This is a genomic window from Sphingomonas sp. PR090111-T3T-6A, from assembly GCF_000383095.1.
GTDB lineage: Bacteria > Pseudomonadota > Alphaproteobacteria > Sphingomonadales > Sphingomonadaceae > Solisphingomonas.
Window position 1 is genome coordinate 1 of record NZ_AORL01000006.1, and the last position, 16411, is coordinate 16411.

Annotated in this window: 18 protein-coding genes; 7 read left to right on the forward strand and 11 right to left on the reverse strand. The window is 68.3% G+C overall.

The features are described from left to right. Nucleotides 1-82 precede the first annotated feature (82 nt). From aguB to rpsD, 4 genes are all read right to left on the reverse strand, one after another. Nucleotides 83-934 (reverse strand): N-carbamoylputrescine amidase, encoded by an 852-nt coding sequence (aguB, locus tag ST3T6A_RS0101365; protein WP_019831090.1) that lies wholly within the window; start codon nucleotides 932-934, stop codon nucleotides 83-85. A gap of 13 nt (nucleotides 935-947) precedes the next feature. Continuing rightward, nucleotides 948-1298 carry a DUF3147 family protein gene (locus ST3T6A_RS0101370; protein ID WP_019831091.1) on the reverse strand — a complete coding sequence of 117 codons (351 nt, stop codon included), beginning with the start codon at nucleotides 1296-1298 and terminating at the stop codon, nucleotides 948-950. Further along, nucleotides 1298-2287 (reverse strand): agmatine deiminase family protein, encoded by a 990-nt coding sequence (locus ST3T6A_RS0101375; protein WP_019831092.1) that lies wholly within the window; start codon nucleotides 2285-2287, stop codon nucleotides 1298-1300. Before ST3T6A_RS0101375 ends, ST3T6A_RS0101370 begins: the two co-directional genes overlap by 1 nt. 154 nt (nucleotides 2288-2441) lie before the next feature. After that, complete coding sequence (rpsD, locus tag ST3T6A_RS0101380; protein WP_019831093.1) at nucleotides 2442-3056, reverse strand: 30S ribosomal protein S4; 615 nt, start codon at nucleotides 3054-3056, stop codon at nucleotides 2442-2444. A 235-nt stretch (nucleotides 3057-3291) separates the two neighbouring features. Between rpsD and ST3T6A_RS0101385 the strand changes: the two genes are divergently transcribed. After that, nucleotides 3292-3600 (forward strand): chorismate mutase, encoded by a 309-nt coding sequence (locus tag ST3T6A_RS0101385; RefSeq protein ID WP_026359328.1) that lies wholly within the window; start codon nucleotides 3292-3294, stop codon nucleotides 3598-3600. On the opposite strand, the gene ST3T6A_RS0101390 is transcribed toward ST3T6A_RS0101385, so the two are convergent. The 4 genes from ST3T6A_RS0101390 to rpiB are packed head-to-tail and all read right to left on the reverse strand — an operon-like array spanning nucleotide 3597 to nucleotide 6553. Next, on the reverse strand, nucleotides 3597-4313 hold the full coding sequence (locus tag ST3T6A_RS0101390) for an RNA methyltransferase (protein ID WP_019831095.1): 717 nt from the start codon (nucleotides 4311-4313) through the stop codon (nucleotides 3597-3599). The two genes, ST3T6A_RS0101385 and ST3T6A_RS0101390, sit on opposite strands and share 4 nt — an antisense overlap. Nucleotides 4314-4321: 8 nt before the next feature. Further along, entirely contained in the window at nucleotides 4322-4783 is a 462-nt protein-coding gene (gene nrdR, locus ST3T6A_RS0101395) for a transcriptional regulator NrdR (protein WP_026359330.1), read from the reverse strand. Nucleotides 4784-4787: 4 nt separating this feature from the next. Continuing rightward, the gene (glyA, locus tag ST3T6A_RS0101400; protein ID WP_019831097.1) at nucleotides 4788-6098 is read right to left on the reverse strand and encodes a serine hydroxymethyltransferase; all 1311 of its coding nucleotides are present in this window, start codon (nucleotides 6096-6098) and stop codon (nucleotides 4788-4790) included. Further along, complete coding sequence (rpiB, locus tag ST3T6A_RS0101405) at nucleotides 6095-6553, reverse strand: ribose 5-phosphate isomerase B (RefSeq protein ID WP_019831098.1); 459 nt, start codon at nucleotides 6551-6553, stop codon at nucleotides 6095-6097. Before rpiB ends, glyA begins: the two co-directional genes overlap by 4 nt. 182 nt (nucleotides 6554-6735) lie before the next feature. Between rpiB and ST3T6A_RS0101410 the strand changes: the two genes are divergently transcribed. After that, nucleotides 6736-7884, forward strand: coding sequence for a phospholipase A (locus ST3T6A_RS0101410; RefSeq protein WP_019831099.1), 1149 nt, complete (start codon nucleotides 6736-6738; stop codon nucleotides 7882-7884). After that, nucleotides 7881-8360: a DUF3429 domain-containing protein gene (locus tag ST3T6A_RS0101415; protein WP_019831100.1), complete on the forward strand. Its 480-nt coding sequence runs from the start codon at nucleotides 7881-7883 to the stop codon at nucleotides 8358-8360. Before ST3T6A_RS0101410 ends, ST3T6A_RS0101415 begins: the two co-directional genes overlap by 4 nt. A gap of 5 nt (nucleotides 8361-8365) precedes the next feature. On the opposite strand, the gene hemA is transcribed toward ST3T6A_RS0101415, so the two are convergent. Together hemA and murI are read right to left on the reverse strand one after the other, a co-directional pair. Next, a complete protein-coding gene (hemA, locus tag ST3T6A_RS0101420; RefSeq protein ID WP_083937284.1) occupies nucleotides 8366-9625 on the reverse strand; it encodes a 5-aminolevulinate synthase in 1260 nt (419 codons plus the stop codon). A gap of 75 nt (nucleotides 9626-9700) precedes the next feature. After that, complete coding sequence (gene murI, locus ST3T6A_RS0101425) at nucleotides 9701-10495, reverse strand: glutamate racemase (protein ID WP_026359332.1); 795 nt, start codon at nucleotides 10493-10495, stop codon at nucleotides 9701-9703. A gap of 137 nt (nucleotides 10496-10632) precedes the next feature. Here murI and plsY point away from each other — a divergent pair, with 137 nt between their 5' ends. Both plsY and dprA read left to right on the forward strand, forming a co-directional pair. Beyond that, nucleotides 10633-11259 carry a glycerol-3-phosphate 1-O-acyltransferase PlsY gene (gene plsY, locus ST3T6A_RS0101430; RefSeq protein ID WP_019831103.1) on the forward strand — a complete coding sequence of 209 codons (627 nt, stop codon included), beginning with the start codon at nucleotides 10633-10635 and terminating at the stop codon, nucleotides 11257-11259. A 4-nt stretch (nucleotides 11260-11263) separates the two neighbouring features. After that, nucleotides 11264-12409 (forward strand): DNA-processing protein DprA, encoded by a 1146-nt coding sequence (gene dprA, locus ST3T6A_RS0101435; protein ID WP_019831104.1) that lies wholly within the window; start codon nucleotides 11264-11266, stop codon nucleotides 12407-12409. A gap of 18 nt (nucleotides 12410-12427) precedes the next feature. Here dprA and aqpZ read toward each other — a convergent pair whose 3' ends face one another. Continuing rightward, nucleotides 12428-13159, reverse strand: a complete 732-nt coding sequence (aqpZ, locus tag ST3T6A_RS0101440; protein WP_019831105.1) for an aquaporin Z — start codon at nucleotides 13157-13159, stop codon at nucleotides 12428-12430. Nucleotides 13160-13355: 196 nt separating this feature from the next. Here aqpZ and topA point away from each other — a divergent pair, with 196 nt between their 5' ends. Both topA and ST3T6A_RS0101450 read left to right on the forward strand, forming a co-directional pair. Then, entirely contained in the window at nucleotides 13356-15911 is a 2556-nt protein-coding gene (gene topA / locus ST3T6A_RS0101445; protein WP_019831106.1) for a type I DNA topoisomerase, read from the forward strand. 110 nt (nucleotides 15912-16021) lie between these two features. Beyond that, on the forward strand, nucleotides 16022-16411 hold the full coding sequence (locus tag ST3T6A_RS0101450; protein WP_019831107.1) for a hypothetical protein: 390 nt from the start codon (nucleotides 16022-16024) through the stop codon (nucleotides 16409-16411).

Sequence of the window (16411 nt, forward strand, 5' to 3'; positions counted from 1 at the left end):
AGGGCGCGACGCATGAAGGCGCCCCTCCACCGCCTGTCGGCGGTCCCCCTCCCCCGGAAGGCCGGGGGAGGATGATCTGTCCTCAGATATCCTGGACGAGGCGGCCGTACAGCTCCGGGCGTCGATCGCGGAAGAAGCCGAAGGCGGCGCGGTGGCGCTTCACCTGGGCGAGATCGACCGTCGCGACCAGAACGCCGGTCTCGTCCTTGCCGAACTCGGCGAGCATGTCGCCGCGCTCGTTGCAGATGAAGCTGTTGCCGTAGAAGATCTGGCCTTCCTCGTTGCCGATCCGGTTCGACGCCACCACCGGCACGACGTTCGACACGGCATGGCCGATCATCGCCCGGCGCCACAAACGGGTGGTGTCGAGATCGGGGTCGTGCGGCTCGGAGCCGATTGCGGTCGGGTAGAAGAGCACCTCCGCGCCCATTAGCATCATCGCGCGCGCGGTCTCGGGATACCACTGATCCCAGCAGACGCCGACGCCGACCGTCGCGGGCGCGACGTTCGGCCACACCTTGAAGCCGGTGTTGCCGGGACGGAAATAGAATTTCTCCTCATAGCCCGGGCCGTCCGGGATATGGCTCTTGCGATAGACGCCCTGGATGGCGCCGTCGGGGCCGATCATCGCCAGCGAGTTGTAATGATGCGGGCCGTCCGCCTCGAAGAAGCTGGTCGGGATCGCGACGTTCAGCTCGGCGGCGAGCTTCTGCATCGCCAGCACCGCCGGGTGCGAGTGCGTCGGGCGGGCGTGGACGAAATAGCCCTCGTCCTCGACGCGGCAGAAATAGGGGCCCTCGAACAGCTCCGGCGGCAGGATCACCTGCGCGCCCTTGCTCGCCGCCTCGCGGACGAGTTCGGAAACGTTGGCGATGTTCGCCTGTTCGTCATTGGAAAAGGCGAGCTGCATGGCAGCGACGGTGATCGTGGTCATGTGCGGGTCTCTTCTAAAGGCGGACGCCGAAGCGGGCGGCGATCAGGACGGTGGCGAGATAGGCGACGATGGTCAGCGCGCAACCCATGGCGAGCGCGGGCCAGAAATCCACGCCGCGCCGAAGCAGCGACGGGATCAGCAGAAACATTGGCAGCGAAGGGAGAACGTACCAGAAGGTCGCCTCCGCATGGGTTGCCATGTTCTCCGGGTCCGGCCGGTCGTGCCACAGCCAGATCATGCCCAGCACCGAGACGAGCGGCAGCGAGGCGATCAGCGCGCCGGCCGCGGGCAGGCGCCGCGCCACCGTCGAGACGGCGGCCACGATCACGCCCGAAAGCAGCGCGCGGACCCAGAAAGCCAGCATCAGCCCGCGGACGGAATCTGCTGCGAGATGCAGTGCAGGCTGCCGCCGCCGGTCAGCAGATGGTCGGCGCGGATCCCCACGGCGGTGCGGCCGGGGAAGAGCGCTCCGATCGCGGCCACCGCCGCGTCGTCATTGGCCGCGCCATAGACCGGCACCACCACGGCGGCATTGCCGATGTAGAAGTTCATGTAGGAGGCGGGCACGACATCGCCCTCCTCGTTGGTGACGCGGCCGGGGGAGGGGATGGCCACCACCTCGACGCCCATCGCCTCGGCGCGGGCCTTCGCGTCGGCGAAGACGGCGGCGTTGGGGTCGTCCTCCCCGGCCGCGATCGGCAGCGCCAGACGGTTCGGCCCGACGAAGCGGGCGAGATTGTCGACATGGCCGTCGGTGTGATCGTTGGCGAGGCCATCGCCCAGCCACAGCACGCGGGTGAGGCCGAGGTCGCCGGCAAGGCGGGCCTCGATCTCGGCGCGGGTCATGTCCGGGTTGCGGTTGGGGTTAAGCAGGCACTGCTCGGTGGTGACGACGAGGCCGGTGCCGTCCGTATCGATCGCGCCGCCTTCCAGCACCCAGTCGCAGGCGGTGACGGCGAGCTTGCGGTCGGCCGCGAGCAGGCCGCCGATCTCCTCGTCGCCGGGGAGGTCATATTTGCCGCCCCAATAGTTGAAGCCGAAATCGCGCGCGGCGATGCCGCCGTCCGCCGCGACGAGGATCGGCCCGGTGTCGCGCAGCCACACGTCGCCGAACGGGCGGACGACCACATTGGCGAAATCGCCCGCCATCACGCGGGCCGCCGCGCCAGCATCCTCATCGGCGGCGACGAGGATCGGCTTCTCGCCGAAGCCGTCGGCCCACACCGCGCGGGCGAAGGCGACGACTTCCTCGCGCGCCGCGCCCAGATCCTCCAGCCACAGCTCAGGATGGCTCGGGAAACCGATCCAGACGGCATCGTGAGGGGCCCATTCGGGCGGCTGGCGGAAGGTCATGGGCGTTCCTTGGGAGAAGGGGAGGATTGCCGGTTCTTTTACAGGGCGGCCACGCCCCGGCAATCGAGTCGGCCATGGAAGGGTAACAGGGCAAAAAGAAAGGGGCGGCTCCCGCGAGGGAACCGCCCCTGATCTTGTCGCAGAAGCCGCCGGATCAGCGCGAGTAGAACTCGACGACCAGGTTCGGCTCCATCTTCACCGGATAGGGCACCTCGTCGAGGGTGGGCACGCGCTGGTACGAAACCTTGGTGGTGCCGTCCTGAGCGAGGTAATCGGGAACCTCACGCTCCGACAGGCCCTGCGCCTCGATCACGAGCGCCATCTCGGCGGCCTTCGAGCCCAGCTCGATCACGTCGCCGACCTTCACGAGGCGCGACGCGATGTTGCACTTCACGCCGTTGACGCGGATGTGGCCGTGGCTGACGAGCTGGCGCGAGGCGAAGATCGTCGGGGCGAACTTGGCGCGGTAGACGACGGCGTCCAGACGGCGCTCGAGCAGGCCGATCAGGTTCTGACCGGTGTCGCCCTTCATGCGCGACGCCTCGGTGTAGGCCTTCTTGAACTGCTTCTCGGTGACGTCGCCGTAATAGCCCTTGAGCTTCTGCTTCGCCTTCAGCTGGATGCCGAAGTCCGAAACCTTGCCCTTGCGGCGCTGGCCGTGCTGGCCGGGGCCGTACTCGCGCTTGTTCACCGGGGACTTCGGGCGGCCCCAGATGTTCTCGCCCATGCGGCGATCGAGCTTGTACTTGGCGCTGGTGCGCTTCGACATGTGTCGTCCTTAATCAATTGCGTTCAACAAAATGTCCGGACCCGCGCTGTCGCGACCGAGAGTCGATGAAGGCTCTTGGAACGGCAGGACTCCCGCTTCACCGGACGTGCGGGGTCAATTGCGAGGCGCGCCTGTGGCAGAAGACGTGCCTCGGGTCAAGCCGGAACCCGATTCCGGGTGGGGACAGGCCCTCGGCCCGGCTTGCGCCAATCCTTCATTCTCTTATGGGGGAGGGATGACATCCATCCTGCCTCCCGATCAATGCCAGACGATGAAGGAAGTGCGCCTCGGCGTCGACGCCACGGATCGCGCGCTTGTCGAGCTTCTGGCCACCCGCTTCGGCTATATGCGCGCCGCGGCCCGCATCAAGCCCGAGCGCGGCCATGTGCGTGACGAGCCCCGCAAGGCCCAGGTGATCGCCAACGCGGCCGCGCATGCGCGTGACCATGGCTGGCCGCCCGAGATCGCGGCCCAGCTTTGGGAAGTGCTGGTCGAGGCCTCGATCGCCTATGAGCTGGATCGCTTCGACGAGGCGCGGGCCTAGGCCCGCGGCCTCGGATTGGCGAGCGCGGTCAGAATGCCGCGCAGCGTGCGCACCTCCTGGCTGTTCCAGCCGGGCTTGGTGAGCATGGTGCGCAGCGTCCGCTTGGTCGCGGGCACGCGGTCCGGCGGGAAGAAATAGCCCGCACCGTCCAGCATCCCCTCGAGCTGGTCGATCATGCCGTCCAGCTCGAACTGCGGGGCGGGCGGATCGAGGTCCACCGCCGGCGGCTGGGCAAGCGCCTGCCCCCTGGACCATTCATAGGCCACGAGGATCACCGCCTGCGCGAGGTTGAGCGAGCCGAACTCGGGATTGATCGGCACCGTCAGGATCGAGCGCGCGATGGCGACGTCATCTGTCTCCAGCCCCGAGCGCTCCGGGCCGAACAGGATCGCGGTGCGGCCTTGAGCGGCGTGCATCTCGGACGCCGCCTCGGCCGGCGTCACCACCGGCTTGGTGACCCCGCGCTTGCGCACGGTGGTGGCGTAGACGTTCGCGCAATCCGCCACCGCATCGGCGACGCTCTCGAAGACCTTGGCCTGCTCCAGCACGCTATCCGCGCCCGAGGCGGCGGGGCCGGCCTCCGGGTTGGGCCAGCCGTCGCGCGGGGAGACGAGGCGCATCTCGGTCAGCCCGAAATTGAGCATCGCGCGCGCGGCCTTGCCGATGTTCTGGCCGAGCTGGGGCCGGACGAGGACGATGACGGGGGGCTGCAACTCAGATATCACTTCTTGCCGATCTCACTGACATTGCCGGCGAATTCCTCGAAGTCGCGGGCTTCGGTGAAATCCTTGTAGACGCTGGCGAAGCGGATATAGGCGACCGGATCGAGGCCCTTGAGCCCGTCCATCACCAGCGCGCCGATCCGCGTGGAATCCACTTCATTGTCGCCCGAGGTTTCGAGCTGGCGCTGGATGCCGGAGACGAGCCGATCGATCCGCTCGGGCTCGATCGGGCGCTTGCGGCAGGCGATCTCGATCGACCGTTCGAGCTTGGTGCGCTCGAACGGCTCGCGCTTGCCGCCGGTCTTCACCACCGTCACCTCGCGCAGCTGCACGCGCTCGAAGGTGGTGAAGCGGCCGCCGCAGCCTTCACACTGGCGGCGGCGGCGGATGGAGGTGCCGTCCTCGGAGGGACGGCTATCCTTCACCTGGCTGTCTTCATGTCCGCAGAACGGGCAGCGCAATGGGTCAGGCCCCCGTGTAGATCGGGAAGCGCTCGCACAGCGCGCGGACGCGGGTGCGGACATCCGCCTCCACCGCCGCATCGCCATGCTCGCCCTTCTGGCGCAGGCCGTCGAGCACGTCGGCGATCATGTCGGCGATGTCGCGGAATTCGGCGATGCCGAAGCCGCGCGTCGTGCCCGCCGGCGAGCCGACGCGGATGCCCGAGGTCTTGACCGGGGGGAGCGGATCGAACGGGATGCCGTTCTTGTTGCAGGTGATCGCCGAGCGCTCCAGCGCCTCATCGGCATCCTTGCCGGTGACGCCGAGCGGGGTGAGGTCGATCAGCGCGAGGTGCGTGTCGGTGCCGCCCGAGACGACCGCCGCGCCGCGCTCCTTGAGGCGGCTGGCGAGCGCCTTGGCGTTCTCGACCGTGGCGTGGGCATAGGCCTTGAACTCGGGCGTCAGCGCTTCGCCGAACGCGACCGCCTTGGCGGCGATGACGTGCATCAGCGGGCCGCCCTGAAGGCCGGGGAACACCGCCGAGTTGATCTTCTTGGCGATCGCCTCGTCGTCGGTGAAGATCGCGCCGCCACGCGGACCGCGCAGCGTCTTGTGCGTGGTGGTGGTGACGACATGGGCGTGACCGAACGGCGTCGGGTGCGCGCCACCGGCGACGAGACCGGCGAAGTGCGCCATGTCGACCATCAGCTTCGCACCCACCTCGTCCGCGATTGCGCGGAAGCGGGCGAAGTCGATGTGACGCGGATAGGCCGAGCCGCCCGCGATGATGAGCGTCGGCTTATGCTCCTTGGCGAGCGCCTCGACCTGATCGAAGTCGATCAGGTGATCGTCGGCGCGCACGCCATATTGCACGGCGTTGAACCACTTGCCCGACATCGCCGCGCGTGCACCGTGGGTGAGGTGGCCACCAGCGTCGAGGCTGAGGCCGAGGATGGTGTCGCCCGGCTTGGTGAGCGCGAGCATCACAGCACCATTCGCCTGCGCGCCCGAGTGCGGCTGGACGTTGGCGAAGCCGCAATTGAACAGCTTCTTGGCGCGCTCGATGGCGAGCGTCTCGACCTCGTCGGAGGGAGCGCAGCCCTGATAGTAGCGCTTGCCCGGATAGCCCTCGGCGTACTTGTTGGTGAACACCGAGCCCTGTGCTTCGAGCACGGCCTTGGAGACGATGTTTTCCGACGCGATCAGCTCAATCTGGTGCTGCTCACGGTCCAGCTCATGGGCGACGCCGGCGAACACGGCGGGGTCGGCATCGGCGAGGCTCTGGGTGAAGAAGCCATCCTTGCGGATATCGGTGACGGCGGGCTGGGTGCTCATGCGGGCTCCTTCTCGAAGGCGGGATGGCTGAGTTTGTCGACGCGGCGCTGGTGGCGGTCGCCACCGAACGGCGTCTGGAGGAAGGCTTCGAGGCACGCTTTGGCCTGCTCGATGCCGATCAGGCGCGCGCCCATCGCGATGGCGTTGGCGTCGTTATGTTCGCGGCAGAGGCGGGCGGAGAGCGGCTCGGAGACGAGCGCGCAGCGGGCGGCCGGATGGCGGTTCACGGCGATCGAGATGCCGATGCCGGAGCCGCAGATCGCGATGCCGCGCTCCGCTGCGCCCGAGGCGAGCGCCTCGGCGAGCTTGTAGCCATAATCAGGATAATCGACCGAGGTCTCGCTGTCGGGGCCGAGATCGATGACGTCGTGGCCCAGCGAGCGCGCATGATCGACCAGAGCGGCCTTCATGGCCACGGCGGCGTGATCGGATGCAAAGGCGAGACGGAGCGCCATGACGCGACCCTTCCTCGTTCTGGGGTGATTCGGAACGCCGCCTCCTTAGTGCGGGATTGCCCCACAAGGAACCGCTCTCGTCTCGCTGTGTGACATTTCCGAGTCTGTGGCTGGGGTAATGTGCCTCTTTTGGCGCTCCGATGCGTTGGCGGGGGACTGGGGAAGCCTCGGGGGAAGTCCGGATGAGGATCGTCGCTGCGCTGCTTCTGCTGTGGCCCGCTGCCGCATGGGCCGGGGCGGCGCCCGCGCCGGTGATGGCGATCGAGAGCGTCCGGCAGGGGGAGGGCGATACGCTGGTCGCCCATGTGCTGCTGATGAACGCGGCCGCCGATGCCTCCGCCCGCGCGCCCGACCGGATCGACGCCACGCTCCACGCGGGTGGGAAGGACGTCCCCGTGACGCTGACCCGGCGCGAGGGCGCGAGCGAGATTCCCGCCCATGGCTGGATCGGTGCGGACTATGGCACGGCCCGGCCGGCGGGTGTCGGCGGGGATGCGGTGCTGTCGCTGGGCGCGGGGCGGGAGGGCTATGCCTTCGCGCTCGCCGCGCCGCCTGTCGTCACGCCCACCCGCGTCGCGGCGTCCGAGCCCGCGACGCCGCAGATTTCCTCGTCGGCAGGACGGAGCGTGCTGGCCAACCTCACCGCCTACGAGCCGACCTACGCCGCGATGGGCGGCGGCACCGACAGCGATCTGCGCGTCCAACTCAGCTTCAAATATCAGCTCTTCGGGCAGGCTGGCGAGCCCGAGACCTCGTGGCTCGACGGCTTCCACTTCGCCTACACCCAGAAGATATTCTGGGACCTGGAGGCGGACAGCGTCCCCTTCCACGATGTCAGCTATCAGCCGGAGCTGATCTGGATCCACAACTGGGCGCCGCGCTCCAACGGGGTGCGCTTCGGCGTGCGAGGCGGGTTCCTGCACGAATCGAACGGCAAGGGCGGGGATGACTCGCGCGGCTATCAATATCTCTACGTCCAGCCGCAGGCGGAGCTGCCGCTGGGCGGCTACACCCTCTCGGTCGGGCCGCGGCTGTTTCATTACGTCTTCGGGCTCGACAACAACACCGACATTGCGCGCTATCGCGGGCATCAGGCGCTGGAGCTGTCGATCGGGCGGGAGGACGGGCTCAAGCTCTCCACCACCAGCCGCTTCAACTTCAGCCATGGCAAGGGCGCGGTGGACGGCGCGATTTCCTATCCCCTCCGTAACGTTCTGGGAGGGACTCCGCTGTATCTCGTCGTGCAGGGCTTCACCGGATATGGGGAAGACCTGCTGGACTATAACCGCCATCAGACGCGCGTGAGAGTGGGGTTGGGAATCACGAGATGAACGGGGAGAAGGAGCGGCCGCGCCGCGTGCCGCTGCCGGTGATGCTGCTGTCGGCGGCGGGACTGCTGCCACCGGTGATGGCGCTGTTCGTCAGGCTGGCGGCCGGCGCGCGGCCGGAATCGCCGCTGCCGGGCACCATCGGGGCGCTCGGGCTGATCTACAGCGCGCTGATCCTGAGCTTCCTCGGCGGCATCTGGTGGGGCGTCGCGGTGGCGCGCGTCACGCGGGCGGAGTTGCCGCCGCTGGTCGGCATCGCGGTGGTGCCGACGGTCGTGGCGCTGGTGCTGATCGGGCTGTCGCTCGGGCGGCCGATGCTGGCGGCGATCCTGCTCGGCCTCGTCATCCTCGCGACGCCGCTGGTCGATCGCCACCTGCGCGCGAAGAGGCTGGTGCCACCCTGGTGGATGCGGCTGCGCGTGCCGATGTCGGTGCTGCTCGGGCTGCTGACGATCGGGCTGGGGCTGACGGCCGGCTGAGCGGCTCAGGCCGCCTGGCGCAGCTCCAGCTCCAGCCTGTCCCAGATCTCGACGAGGGCCTGGGTCAGCTCCTGCATCATCTCTTCGGTGTGGCTGGGGCCGGGCGTGAAGCGCAGACGCTCCAGCCCACGCGGCACCGTCGGATAATTGATCGGCTGAACGTAGACGCCGTACTCGGCGAGCAGGATGTCGCTGATCTTCTTGGTCTTCACCGGATCGCCGACGAGCAGCGGCACGATGTGCGTCGTCGACGGCATCACCGGCAGGCCGGACTCCGCGAACAGGCGCTTCAACATCGCCGCCGCCGCCTGCTGGCCGTCGCGCTCGGCGGAGCTGGATTTCAGATGCCGCACGCTCGCCAGCACGCCCGCCACCAGCACGGGGGCCAGCGAGGTCGTGAAGATGAAGCCCGGCGCATAGGAGCGGATCACGTCGATCACCACGCGATCGGCCGCGATATAGCCGCCCATCACGCCGAACGCCTTGGCCAGCGTCCCCTCGATCACGGTGATGCGGTGCGCCACGCCGTCGCGCTCGGAGATGCCGCCGCCATGCGCGCCGTACATGCCGACCGCGTGGACCTCGTCGAGATAGGTCAGCGCATTATACTTGTCGGCGAGGTCGCAGATCGCGGCGATCGGGGCGACGTCGCCGTCCATCGAATAGACACTCTCGAAGGCGATCAGCTTGGGCACGGCAGGATCGTCGGCAGCCAGCAGCTCTTCGAGATGGGCGAGGTCGTTGTGGCGGAAGACGCGCTTCTCGCAGCCCGAATTGCGGATGCCCGCGATCATCGAAGCGTGGTTCAACTCGTCGGAATAGATGATGCAGCCGGGCAGGATCTTGGCCAGCGTCGCCAGCGTCGCCTCGTTCGAGACATAGCCCGAGGTGAAGAGCAGCGCGCCTTCCTTGCCGTGGAGATCGGCCAGCTCGGCTTCGAGATCGATATGGTAATGCGTGTTGCCGCCGATGTTGCGCGTGCCGCCGGCGCCCGCGCCGACGTCGTGCAGCGCCTCTTCCATCGCGGCGATCACCTTGGGATGCTGGCCCATCGAGAGATAGTCGTTCGAGCACCACACCGTGATCGGCTTGGGGCCGTTATGACCCGCGAAGCAGCGCGCGTTCGGGAACATGCCCTTGTTGCGCAGGATGTCGATGAAGACCCGGTAGCGGCCCTCTGCATGAAGCCGGTCGATCGCTTGGGTGAATACGCGCTGATAGTCCAAAGCCGTCGTCTCCTGGCCAGCGGGCCATGTGCTCGCCATTACAGCCACGGCCTCGATAATTCCACCAGAGAGACGGTGGAAATATCGATCAAAGCGATCAGATTCGTCGAAGGATCATAGCCTCTCGATCCGGCCGAGACCCCGTGCGGCGAGCGTGGGCTCCAGCGCGGAAACATCGGCATCGGAGGTGAAGACCGCAATCCCTTGCGACGGCTGTTCGGGCCAGGGCTGCCCCTGCGTCAGCGTGACGACGCGGCGTGCGATGCCTTCCGCTCCGTCCACGAAGGCCAGCGGGCGGGGCGAGGCGGCGGCGAGCTGCCCCGCCACCAGCGGGAAATGCGTGCAGGCGAGCACCACCGTGTCGATCGCCTCGCCGCCCGGCTGGTCGAACAGGCCGGCCATGACCTCGCGATAATCTTCGGCATCGCCCGGATTGCCACGCAGCGCCGCCTCGGCCAGCTCGACCAATCGCGCCGAGCCGTGGCGGACCACGGCACAGTCGGCCGCGAACTCGGCGGCGAGGCGGTCGACATAAGGCTGGCGGACGGTGGCGTTGGTGCCGAGCACGCCGATCGCGCGAGTCGTGCTGGCGAGCGCGGCGGGCTTGATCGCGGGCACGGTGCCGACGATCGGCAGGTCGAGCGCAGCACGCACGGCGGCGAGCGCGATGGTCGACGCGGTGTTGCAGGCGATCACCACCAGCCTCGGGCGATAGCGCTCCACCAGCCGGCCCAGCAGCGCGGGCACGCGGGCCGCGATCTCCGCCTCGCTCTTGGTGCCATAAGGAAAGCCGCCGGAATCCGCGACATAGACAATCGGGGCGGTCGGTAGTCGCCGGCGGATGGCGTCGAGGACGGACAATCCGCCCACACCGGAATCGAACACAAGGAGCGGGCGTTGGGCGTCCATCCTTTCGCGATCTAGAGCGGTTTGGGCCGCGAGGGAAGCCGGGCGCGATGCCCTCGTTTCGGCGCGGAAATACACCCAGATTGTTGCGCTTGCGGTCGCAAGCCCTATGATTGGTCGGACAACCGGGGGATCGACTTTTGACGGCAACGAACTGGCTGGTGCTGGGCGCCGCAGCATTGCTGGGTTATCTGCTGGGTTCGATCCCGTTCGGCCTGCTCGTCACGCGGGCTGGCGGCGCGCAGGACCCGCGCACCATCGGCTCGGGCAATATCGGCGCCACCAACGTGCTGCGCACCGGCCACAAGGGGCTGGCGGCGGCGACGCTGCTGCTCGATGCGGCGAAGGGCGCGGTGGCGGTGATCATCGCCGGATATATCTGGCCCGATCCTCTGCCGCCTTCGCTCCCGGCGATCCTGGCGGGCGCCTTCGCGTTCCTCGGCCATGTCTATCCGGTCTGGCTGCGCTTCAAGGGCGGCAAGGGCGTGGCGACCTTCCTCGGCATCGCGCTGGCGTTGAGCTGGCCGTGCGGACTGGCCTTCGCGCTGGTGTGGCTGGCGGCGTTCGCGGTGACGCGGCACAGTTCGGTCGGCGGGATGACCGCCGCGATCGCCACGCCGGTGACGGCGGCGATCATCAACCGATCGGACCTGACGCTCGTCTTCCTGCTGCTGGCGTTGATCGTGCTGTGGAAGCACCGCGCCAATGTCGAGCGGCTGCTCGACGGGACGGAGCCCCGCTTCGGCAGCGGAAGCGGTAGCCGCTGATCCCATGCACGGGGCGATCGACGAGTCGACCGGCCCCGGAGCCGCCCCGCGCGCTGTCCGCGAGGATCGTTTCGCACGCCTCCGCCTGATGCGGACCCCGACGGTCGGGCCGGTCACCTACGCCCAGCTCCTCGCGCGCTACGGCACGGCGGCGGCCGCGCTGGAGGCGATCCCCGACATGGCGCGCAAGGGCGGGGGCAAGCCGCCGGCCGTGCCGTCTCGCGCCTCCGTGGAGAAGGAGGTGGCGGCGGTCGAAGCGGCGGGTGCGCGCTATCTGTTCCTCGGCCTGCCCGGCTATCCGGCGATGCTGGCCGCGACCAACGCGGCCCCGCCCGCGCTGATCGTGCGGGGGCATCGGGCGCTGCTTGATCGGCCGGTGGTGGGCATGGTCGGCGCGCGCAACGCGTCCGCCGCCGCCTGCCGCTTCGCGCGCGGATTGGCCGCCGAGCTGGGCGCGCGGGGCGTCACCGTCGCATCGGGGCTGGCGCGCGGGATCGACACGGCGGCGCATCAGGGCTCGCTGGAGGCGGGGACGGTCGGCGTGATCGCGGGCGGCATCGATGTCGTCTACCCGCCCGAGAATGCCGGGTTGCAGGAAGAGATCGCGACGCGCGGCGTTCTCGTTGCCGAGCAACCGCCGGGCGTCGAGCCTCGCGCGCGGCATTTCCCCTATCGCAACCGCATCATCGCCGGCCTCGCGCAGGCAGTGCTGGTGGTGGAGGCGGCGCCCAAGTCCGGCTCGCTCATCACCGCGCGCTATGCCGGCGATTTCGGGCGGGAGGTGCTGGCGGTGCCGGGCTCGCCGCTCGATCCGCGTGCGCAGGGCTGCAACCAGCTCATCCGCGATGGCGCGACGCTGGTGCAGAGCGCGGACGATGTGCTGGAGGCGCTGCGTCCCATCGATCCGCGCGTGGCGCTGGCCGATCCGTCGGCGGGCGGCGGCTATGGCGCACCGCGAGTCATGGCGGATGCCGACGATGCGGACCGCGCGGCCGTGCTGGAGCTGCTCGGCGCGACGGCGGTGCCCATCGACGAGATCGTCCGCCAGTCACAACGGCCGCCCGCGATCGTGCAGACGGTGCTGCTGGAGCTGGAGCTGGCGGGGCGTCTCGCCCGCCATGCGGGGGGCCAGGTCAGCCTCGAGGGCTGAGCCCGGCCCGTCCGCTCGTCAGATCGGCTCGCCGGTGATGTCCGGCACGGGCTGGTCGCCCGCCATGAAGCGATAGACGACGCCTGCGATGATCGCGCCGAGGATCGGGGCCACCCAGAACAGCCAGAGCTGATGCAGCGCCTCGCCGCCCACGAGCAGCGCCGGTCCGGTGCTGCGCGCCGGGTTGACCGAGGTGTTGGTGACGGGGATCGAGATCAGGTGGATCAGCGTCAGCGACAGCCCGATGGCGATCGGCGCGAAGCCCGAGGGCGCGCGCGTGTCGGTGGAGCCGAGGATGACGATCAGGAAGCCGAAGGTCATCACCACCTCGCACACGAAGGCGGCGTGGAGCGCATAGCCGCCCGGCGAGAGCGGGCCGTAGCCGTCCACCGCGAGGCCGTTAGGGGCGAGTTCGTAGCCCGGCTTGCCGCTGGCGATGCACCAGATGAGTGCCGCCGCGAGGGTGGCGCCGATCAGTTGCGCGATGATGTAGGGGATGATGTCGGACGCCGGGAAGCGCTTGCCTGCCCACAGCCCGATCGTCACCGCCGGATTGAGGTGACAGCCCGAGATATGGCCGATCGAATAGGCCATGGTGAGCACGGTCAGCCCGAAGGCCAGCGCCACGCCGGCGAATCCGATGCCGAGCGATGGGAAGGCCGCCGCGAACACCGCGCTGCCGCAGCCGCCCAGCACCAGCCAGAATGTTCCGAGTAATTCCGCGAAAAGCCGCTTGGGCAGGGGTACCATATCTGTCCTCCCTCCAGGCGCTCTGGCGATGGTTGTGCAGTTCTGGTCCCGCCGAAGCGCGGCCGGATCATATCCTAAGCGTAACAAGGCGCAACTAGGGCGAAATGACGGGTTGGACGTGGCCGAACCGCTTGACGGACCGGCCGCGGCCTCGCCACCCTCGTACGCGTACACGTGAAGGAAGCGCCTGAACGCCATGAAGCTCGTCGTCGTCGAATCTCCCGCCAAGGCCAAGACCATCGAGAAATATCTCGGTTCGGGATACCGGGTGCTCGCCTCCTACGGCCATGTCCGCGATCTGCCGGCCAAGGACGGCTCGGTGAACCCGGACGAAGGCTTCGCGATGGAATGGGAGGCCTATGCCGACAAGGCGCGGCAGCTCAAGGCCATCACCGACGAGGCCAAGGATGCCGACGCGCTGATTCTCGCGACCGACCCTGATCGCGAGGGCGAGGCGATCTCGTGGCATGTGCAGGAGGTGCTGAAGAAGCGCCGCGCGCTGCCCAAGGACACCAAGCGCGTCACCTTCAACGCGATCACCAAGCCCGCCGTGCTGAAGGCGATGGCCGAGCCCCGCGATCTCGACGAGGATCTGATCGACGCCTACCGGGCGCGCCGCGCGCTCGATTATCTGGTGGGCTTCACGCTCTCGCCGGTGCTGTGGCGCAAGCTTCCGGGCGCCAAGTCGGCGGGGCGCGTGCAGTCGGTGGCGCTGCGCCTCGTGGTGGATCGCGAGCGTGAGATCGAGGCGTTCCGCGCGCAGGAATATTGGTCGGTCACGGCCGACATGGAGCAGGATGCCGTCCCCTTCGCCGCCCGTCTGGTGAAGTGGAAGGGCGAGAAGGTCGAACGCCTCTCGATCGGCCAGCAGGGCGATGCCGAGGCCGCGAAGAAGGATGTCGAGGCGGCGCGCCTCGCGGTGGTGTCGGTCGAGACCAAGCCGCTCACCCGCAATCCGCCGCCGCCCTTCACCACCTCGACGCTCCAGCAGGAGGCGGCGCGCAAGCTCGGCTTCTCGGCCAGCCACACGATGCGGGTCGCGCAGGGGCTCTACGAGGACGGCCTCATCACCTACATGCGTACCGACGGCGTGCAGATGGACGAAAGCGCCATCTCGGCGGCGAGGCTGGCGATCGCGGAGCGCTATGACGGCGGCTACGTCCCCGACAAGCCGCGGCAGTATCAGACCAAGGCGAAGAACGCGCAGGAAGCCCACGAAGCGATCCGCCCGACCGACTTCTCGCGCGATCGCGCCGCCTCGGGCGATCATGCCCGCCTCTACGAGCTGGTCTTCAAGCGCGCGCTGGCGAGCCAGATGGCGTCCGCGCGTCTGGAGCGCACCACGGTCGATTTCGCCGACGGCACTGGCCAGCTCGGGCTTCGCGCGACGGGTCAGGTCGTGCTCTTCCCCGGTTATCTCGCGCTCTACGAGGAAGGTCGCGACGACGAGGGCGACGAGGAGAGCCGTCGCCTGCCGCGCCTCAAGGACGGCGACTCGCCGGCCGTGAAGGGGGTGCGCGCCGAGCAGCACTTCACCCAGCCGCCGCCCCGCTTCTCCGAGGCCAGTCTCGTCAAGAAGATGGAGGAATTGGGCATCGGCCGCCCGTCCACCTATGCGTCGATTCTCCAGACGATCAAGGATCGCGAATATGTGCGGATCGAGAAGAACCGCTTCCACGCCGAGGAGAGCGGCCGTCTGGTGACGGCGTTCCTCGAGCGATTCTTCGAGAAATATGTGAGCTTCGACTTCACCGCCGAGCTGGAGGAGGAGCTGGACGACATCTCCGGCGGCCGTGCCCAGTGGCAGGCGGTGCTGGAAGCCTTCTGGCGGGACTTCAAGCCCAAGACCGCCGAAGTGATGGAGCAGAAGCCGTCCGAGGTGACGGCGGAGCTCGACCAGTTCCTCGCGCCCTATCTCTTCCCGGACAAGGGCGACGGCAGCGATCCGCGCCTCTGCCCGGCGTGCCATGAGGGCAGGCTCGCGCTGCGCGGCGGCCGGTTCGGCGCGTTCATCGCCTGCTCCAATTACCCGGAGTGCAAGTTCACCCGCCGCTTCGCCCAGCCGGGCGGCGCCAACGAGGGCGCGGACAGCGGGCCGGAGGAACTCGGCACCGATCCCGCGACCGGCGAGGCGATCACCAAGCGTTCGGGCCGTTTCGGTCCGTATATCCAGCTTGGCGAGGGCAAGGAGGCGAAGCGCTCGTCCATCCCCAAGGACATCGCCGCGCTCGATCTGGAGATGGCGATAAAGCTGCTGTCGCTCCCGCGCACGGTCGGCAATCATCCGGAGTCGGGTAAGCCGGTGACGGCGTCGATTGGCCGCTACGGCCCCTATCTGGCGCATGATGGCAAATATGCGCGGCTGACCTCGACGGCGGACGTGTTCGAGACGGGCATGAACGCCGCCGTGGTGAAGCTCGCCGAAGCGGCGGCCGGTGGCGGTCGCCGTACGGGCGCCAGCCGCGAGCCGCTGGCGGTGCTGGGTGCGCATCCGGACGGTGGCGCGGAGGTGAAGGTGATGGAAGGGCGCTTCGGCCCCTATGTCACCGACGGCACCACCAACGCGACGCTGCCCAAGGGCCGCGAACCGAAGGAGCTGACGCTGGACGAGGCGGTCCAGCTCCTCGCAGAGCGCGCCGCCAAGGCGCCGGCCAAGGGCAAGAAGAAGGCCGCGCCGAAGAAAGCGCCGGCCAAGAAGGCCGCACCCAAGAAGGCCGCGTCGAAGAAGGCCGCCGCTACGACCGGGGAGTAACAGAAGAACGCCTCACTTTGGTCTAAACAGGGGCGTGGAGGCGCGGCGGGTAAGTCGCTGTTTACCTTCATGGCCCCTGTTGTGGCGGAGGAAAGTGGGGCGGGGCTGCCGTGAACATTATCCGCTACGATCGCGCGACGGACCGGGCCTTTATCCGCTGTAGCGGTTACTGGAATCTGACGGAGGCGGAGGAGTTCCGCGAGAAGATCCGCGCCGTCTGCTGGGCGGCCGAGATGTCGGGCCGATCCATGTCCATCCTCTGGAACATGATCGACTATGTGCCGCAGGGCGCCGAGATTCGCATGGTCAACATGCAGACCTTCGTGCTGCTCGGCAGGGCGTCGATCGACAAATTTGCGCTGGTGGTGCCGAGCGCGCTCGCCCGCTCGCAGATGCGCCGCCAGATCAGCCGGCTCGACTGCCAGTTCTTCATGGAACGAGAGCCGGCCATCCAATGGCTGGGCTGGACGGAACGGATGCCGATCGACTGCCCGGCCTGA

Coding starts and splice junctions, on each gene's coding strand:
- hemA (WP_083937284.1), bottom strand. CDS start 9,625: ATGGCGAGCACATGGCCCGCTGGCCAGGAGACGACGGCTTTGGACTAT.
- rpsD (WP_019831093.1), bottom strand. CDS start 3,056: ATGTCGAAGCGCACCAGCGCCAAGTACAAGCTCGATCGCCGCATGGGC.
- aqpZ (WP_019831105.1), bottom strand. CDS start 13,159: ATGGTACCCCTGCCCAAGCGGCTTTTCGCGGAATTACTCGGAACATTC.
- ST3T6A_RS0101370 (WP_019831091.1), bottom strand. CDS start 1,298: ATGCTGGCTTTCTGGGTCCGCGCGCTGCTTTCGGGCGTGATCGTGGCC.
- ST3T6A_RS0101415 (WP_019831100.1), top strand. CDS start 7,881: ATGAACGGGGAGAAGGAGCGGCCGCGCCGCGTGCCGCTGCCGGTGATG.
- topA (WP_019831106.1), top strand. CDS start 13,356: ATGAAGCTCGTCGTCGTCGAATCTCCCGCCAAGGCCAAGACCATCGAG.
- glyA (WP_019831097.1), bottom strand. CDS start 6,098: ATGAGCACCCAGCCCGCCGTCACCGATATCCGCAAGGATGGCTTCTTC.
- ST3T6A_RS0101375 (WP_019831092.1), bottom strand. CDS start 2,287: ATGACCTTCCGCCAGCCGCCCGAATGGGCCCCTCACGATGCCGTCTGG.
- rpiB (WP_019831098.1), bottom strand. CDS start 6,553: ATGGCGCTCCGTCTCGCCTTTGCATCCGATCACGCCGCCGTGGCCATG.
- ST3T6A_RS0101385 (WP_026359328.1), top strand. CDS start 3,292: ATGACATCCATCCTGCCTCCCGATCAATGCCAGACGATGAAGGAAGTG.
- dprA (WP_019831104.1), top strand. CDS start 11,264: ATGCACGGGGCGATCGACGAGTCGACCGGCCCCGGAGCCGCCCCGCGC.
- aguB (WP_019831090.1), bottom strand. CDS start 934: ATGACCACGATCACCGTCGCTGCCATGCAGCTCGCCTTTTCCAATGAC.
- murI (WP_026359332.1), bottom strand. CDS start 10,495: ATGGACGCCCAACGCCCGCTCCTTGTGTTCGATTCCGGTGTGGGCGGA.
- ST3T6A_RS0101410 (WP_019831099.1), top strand. CDS start 6,736: ATGAGGATCGTCGCTGCGCTGCTTCTGCTGTGGCCCGCTGCCGCATGG.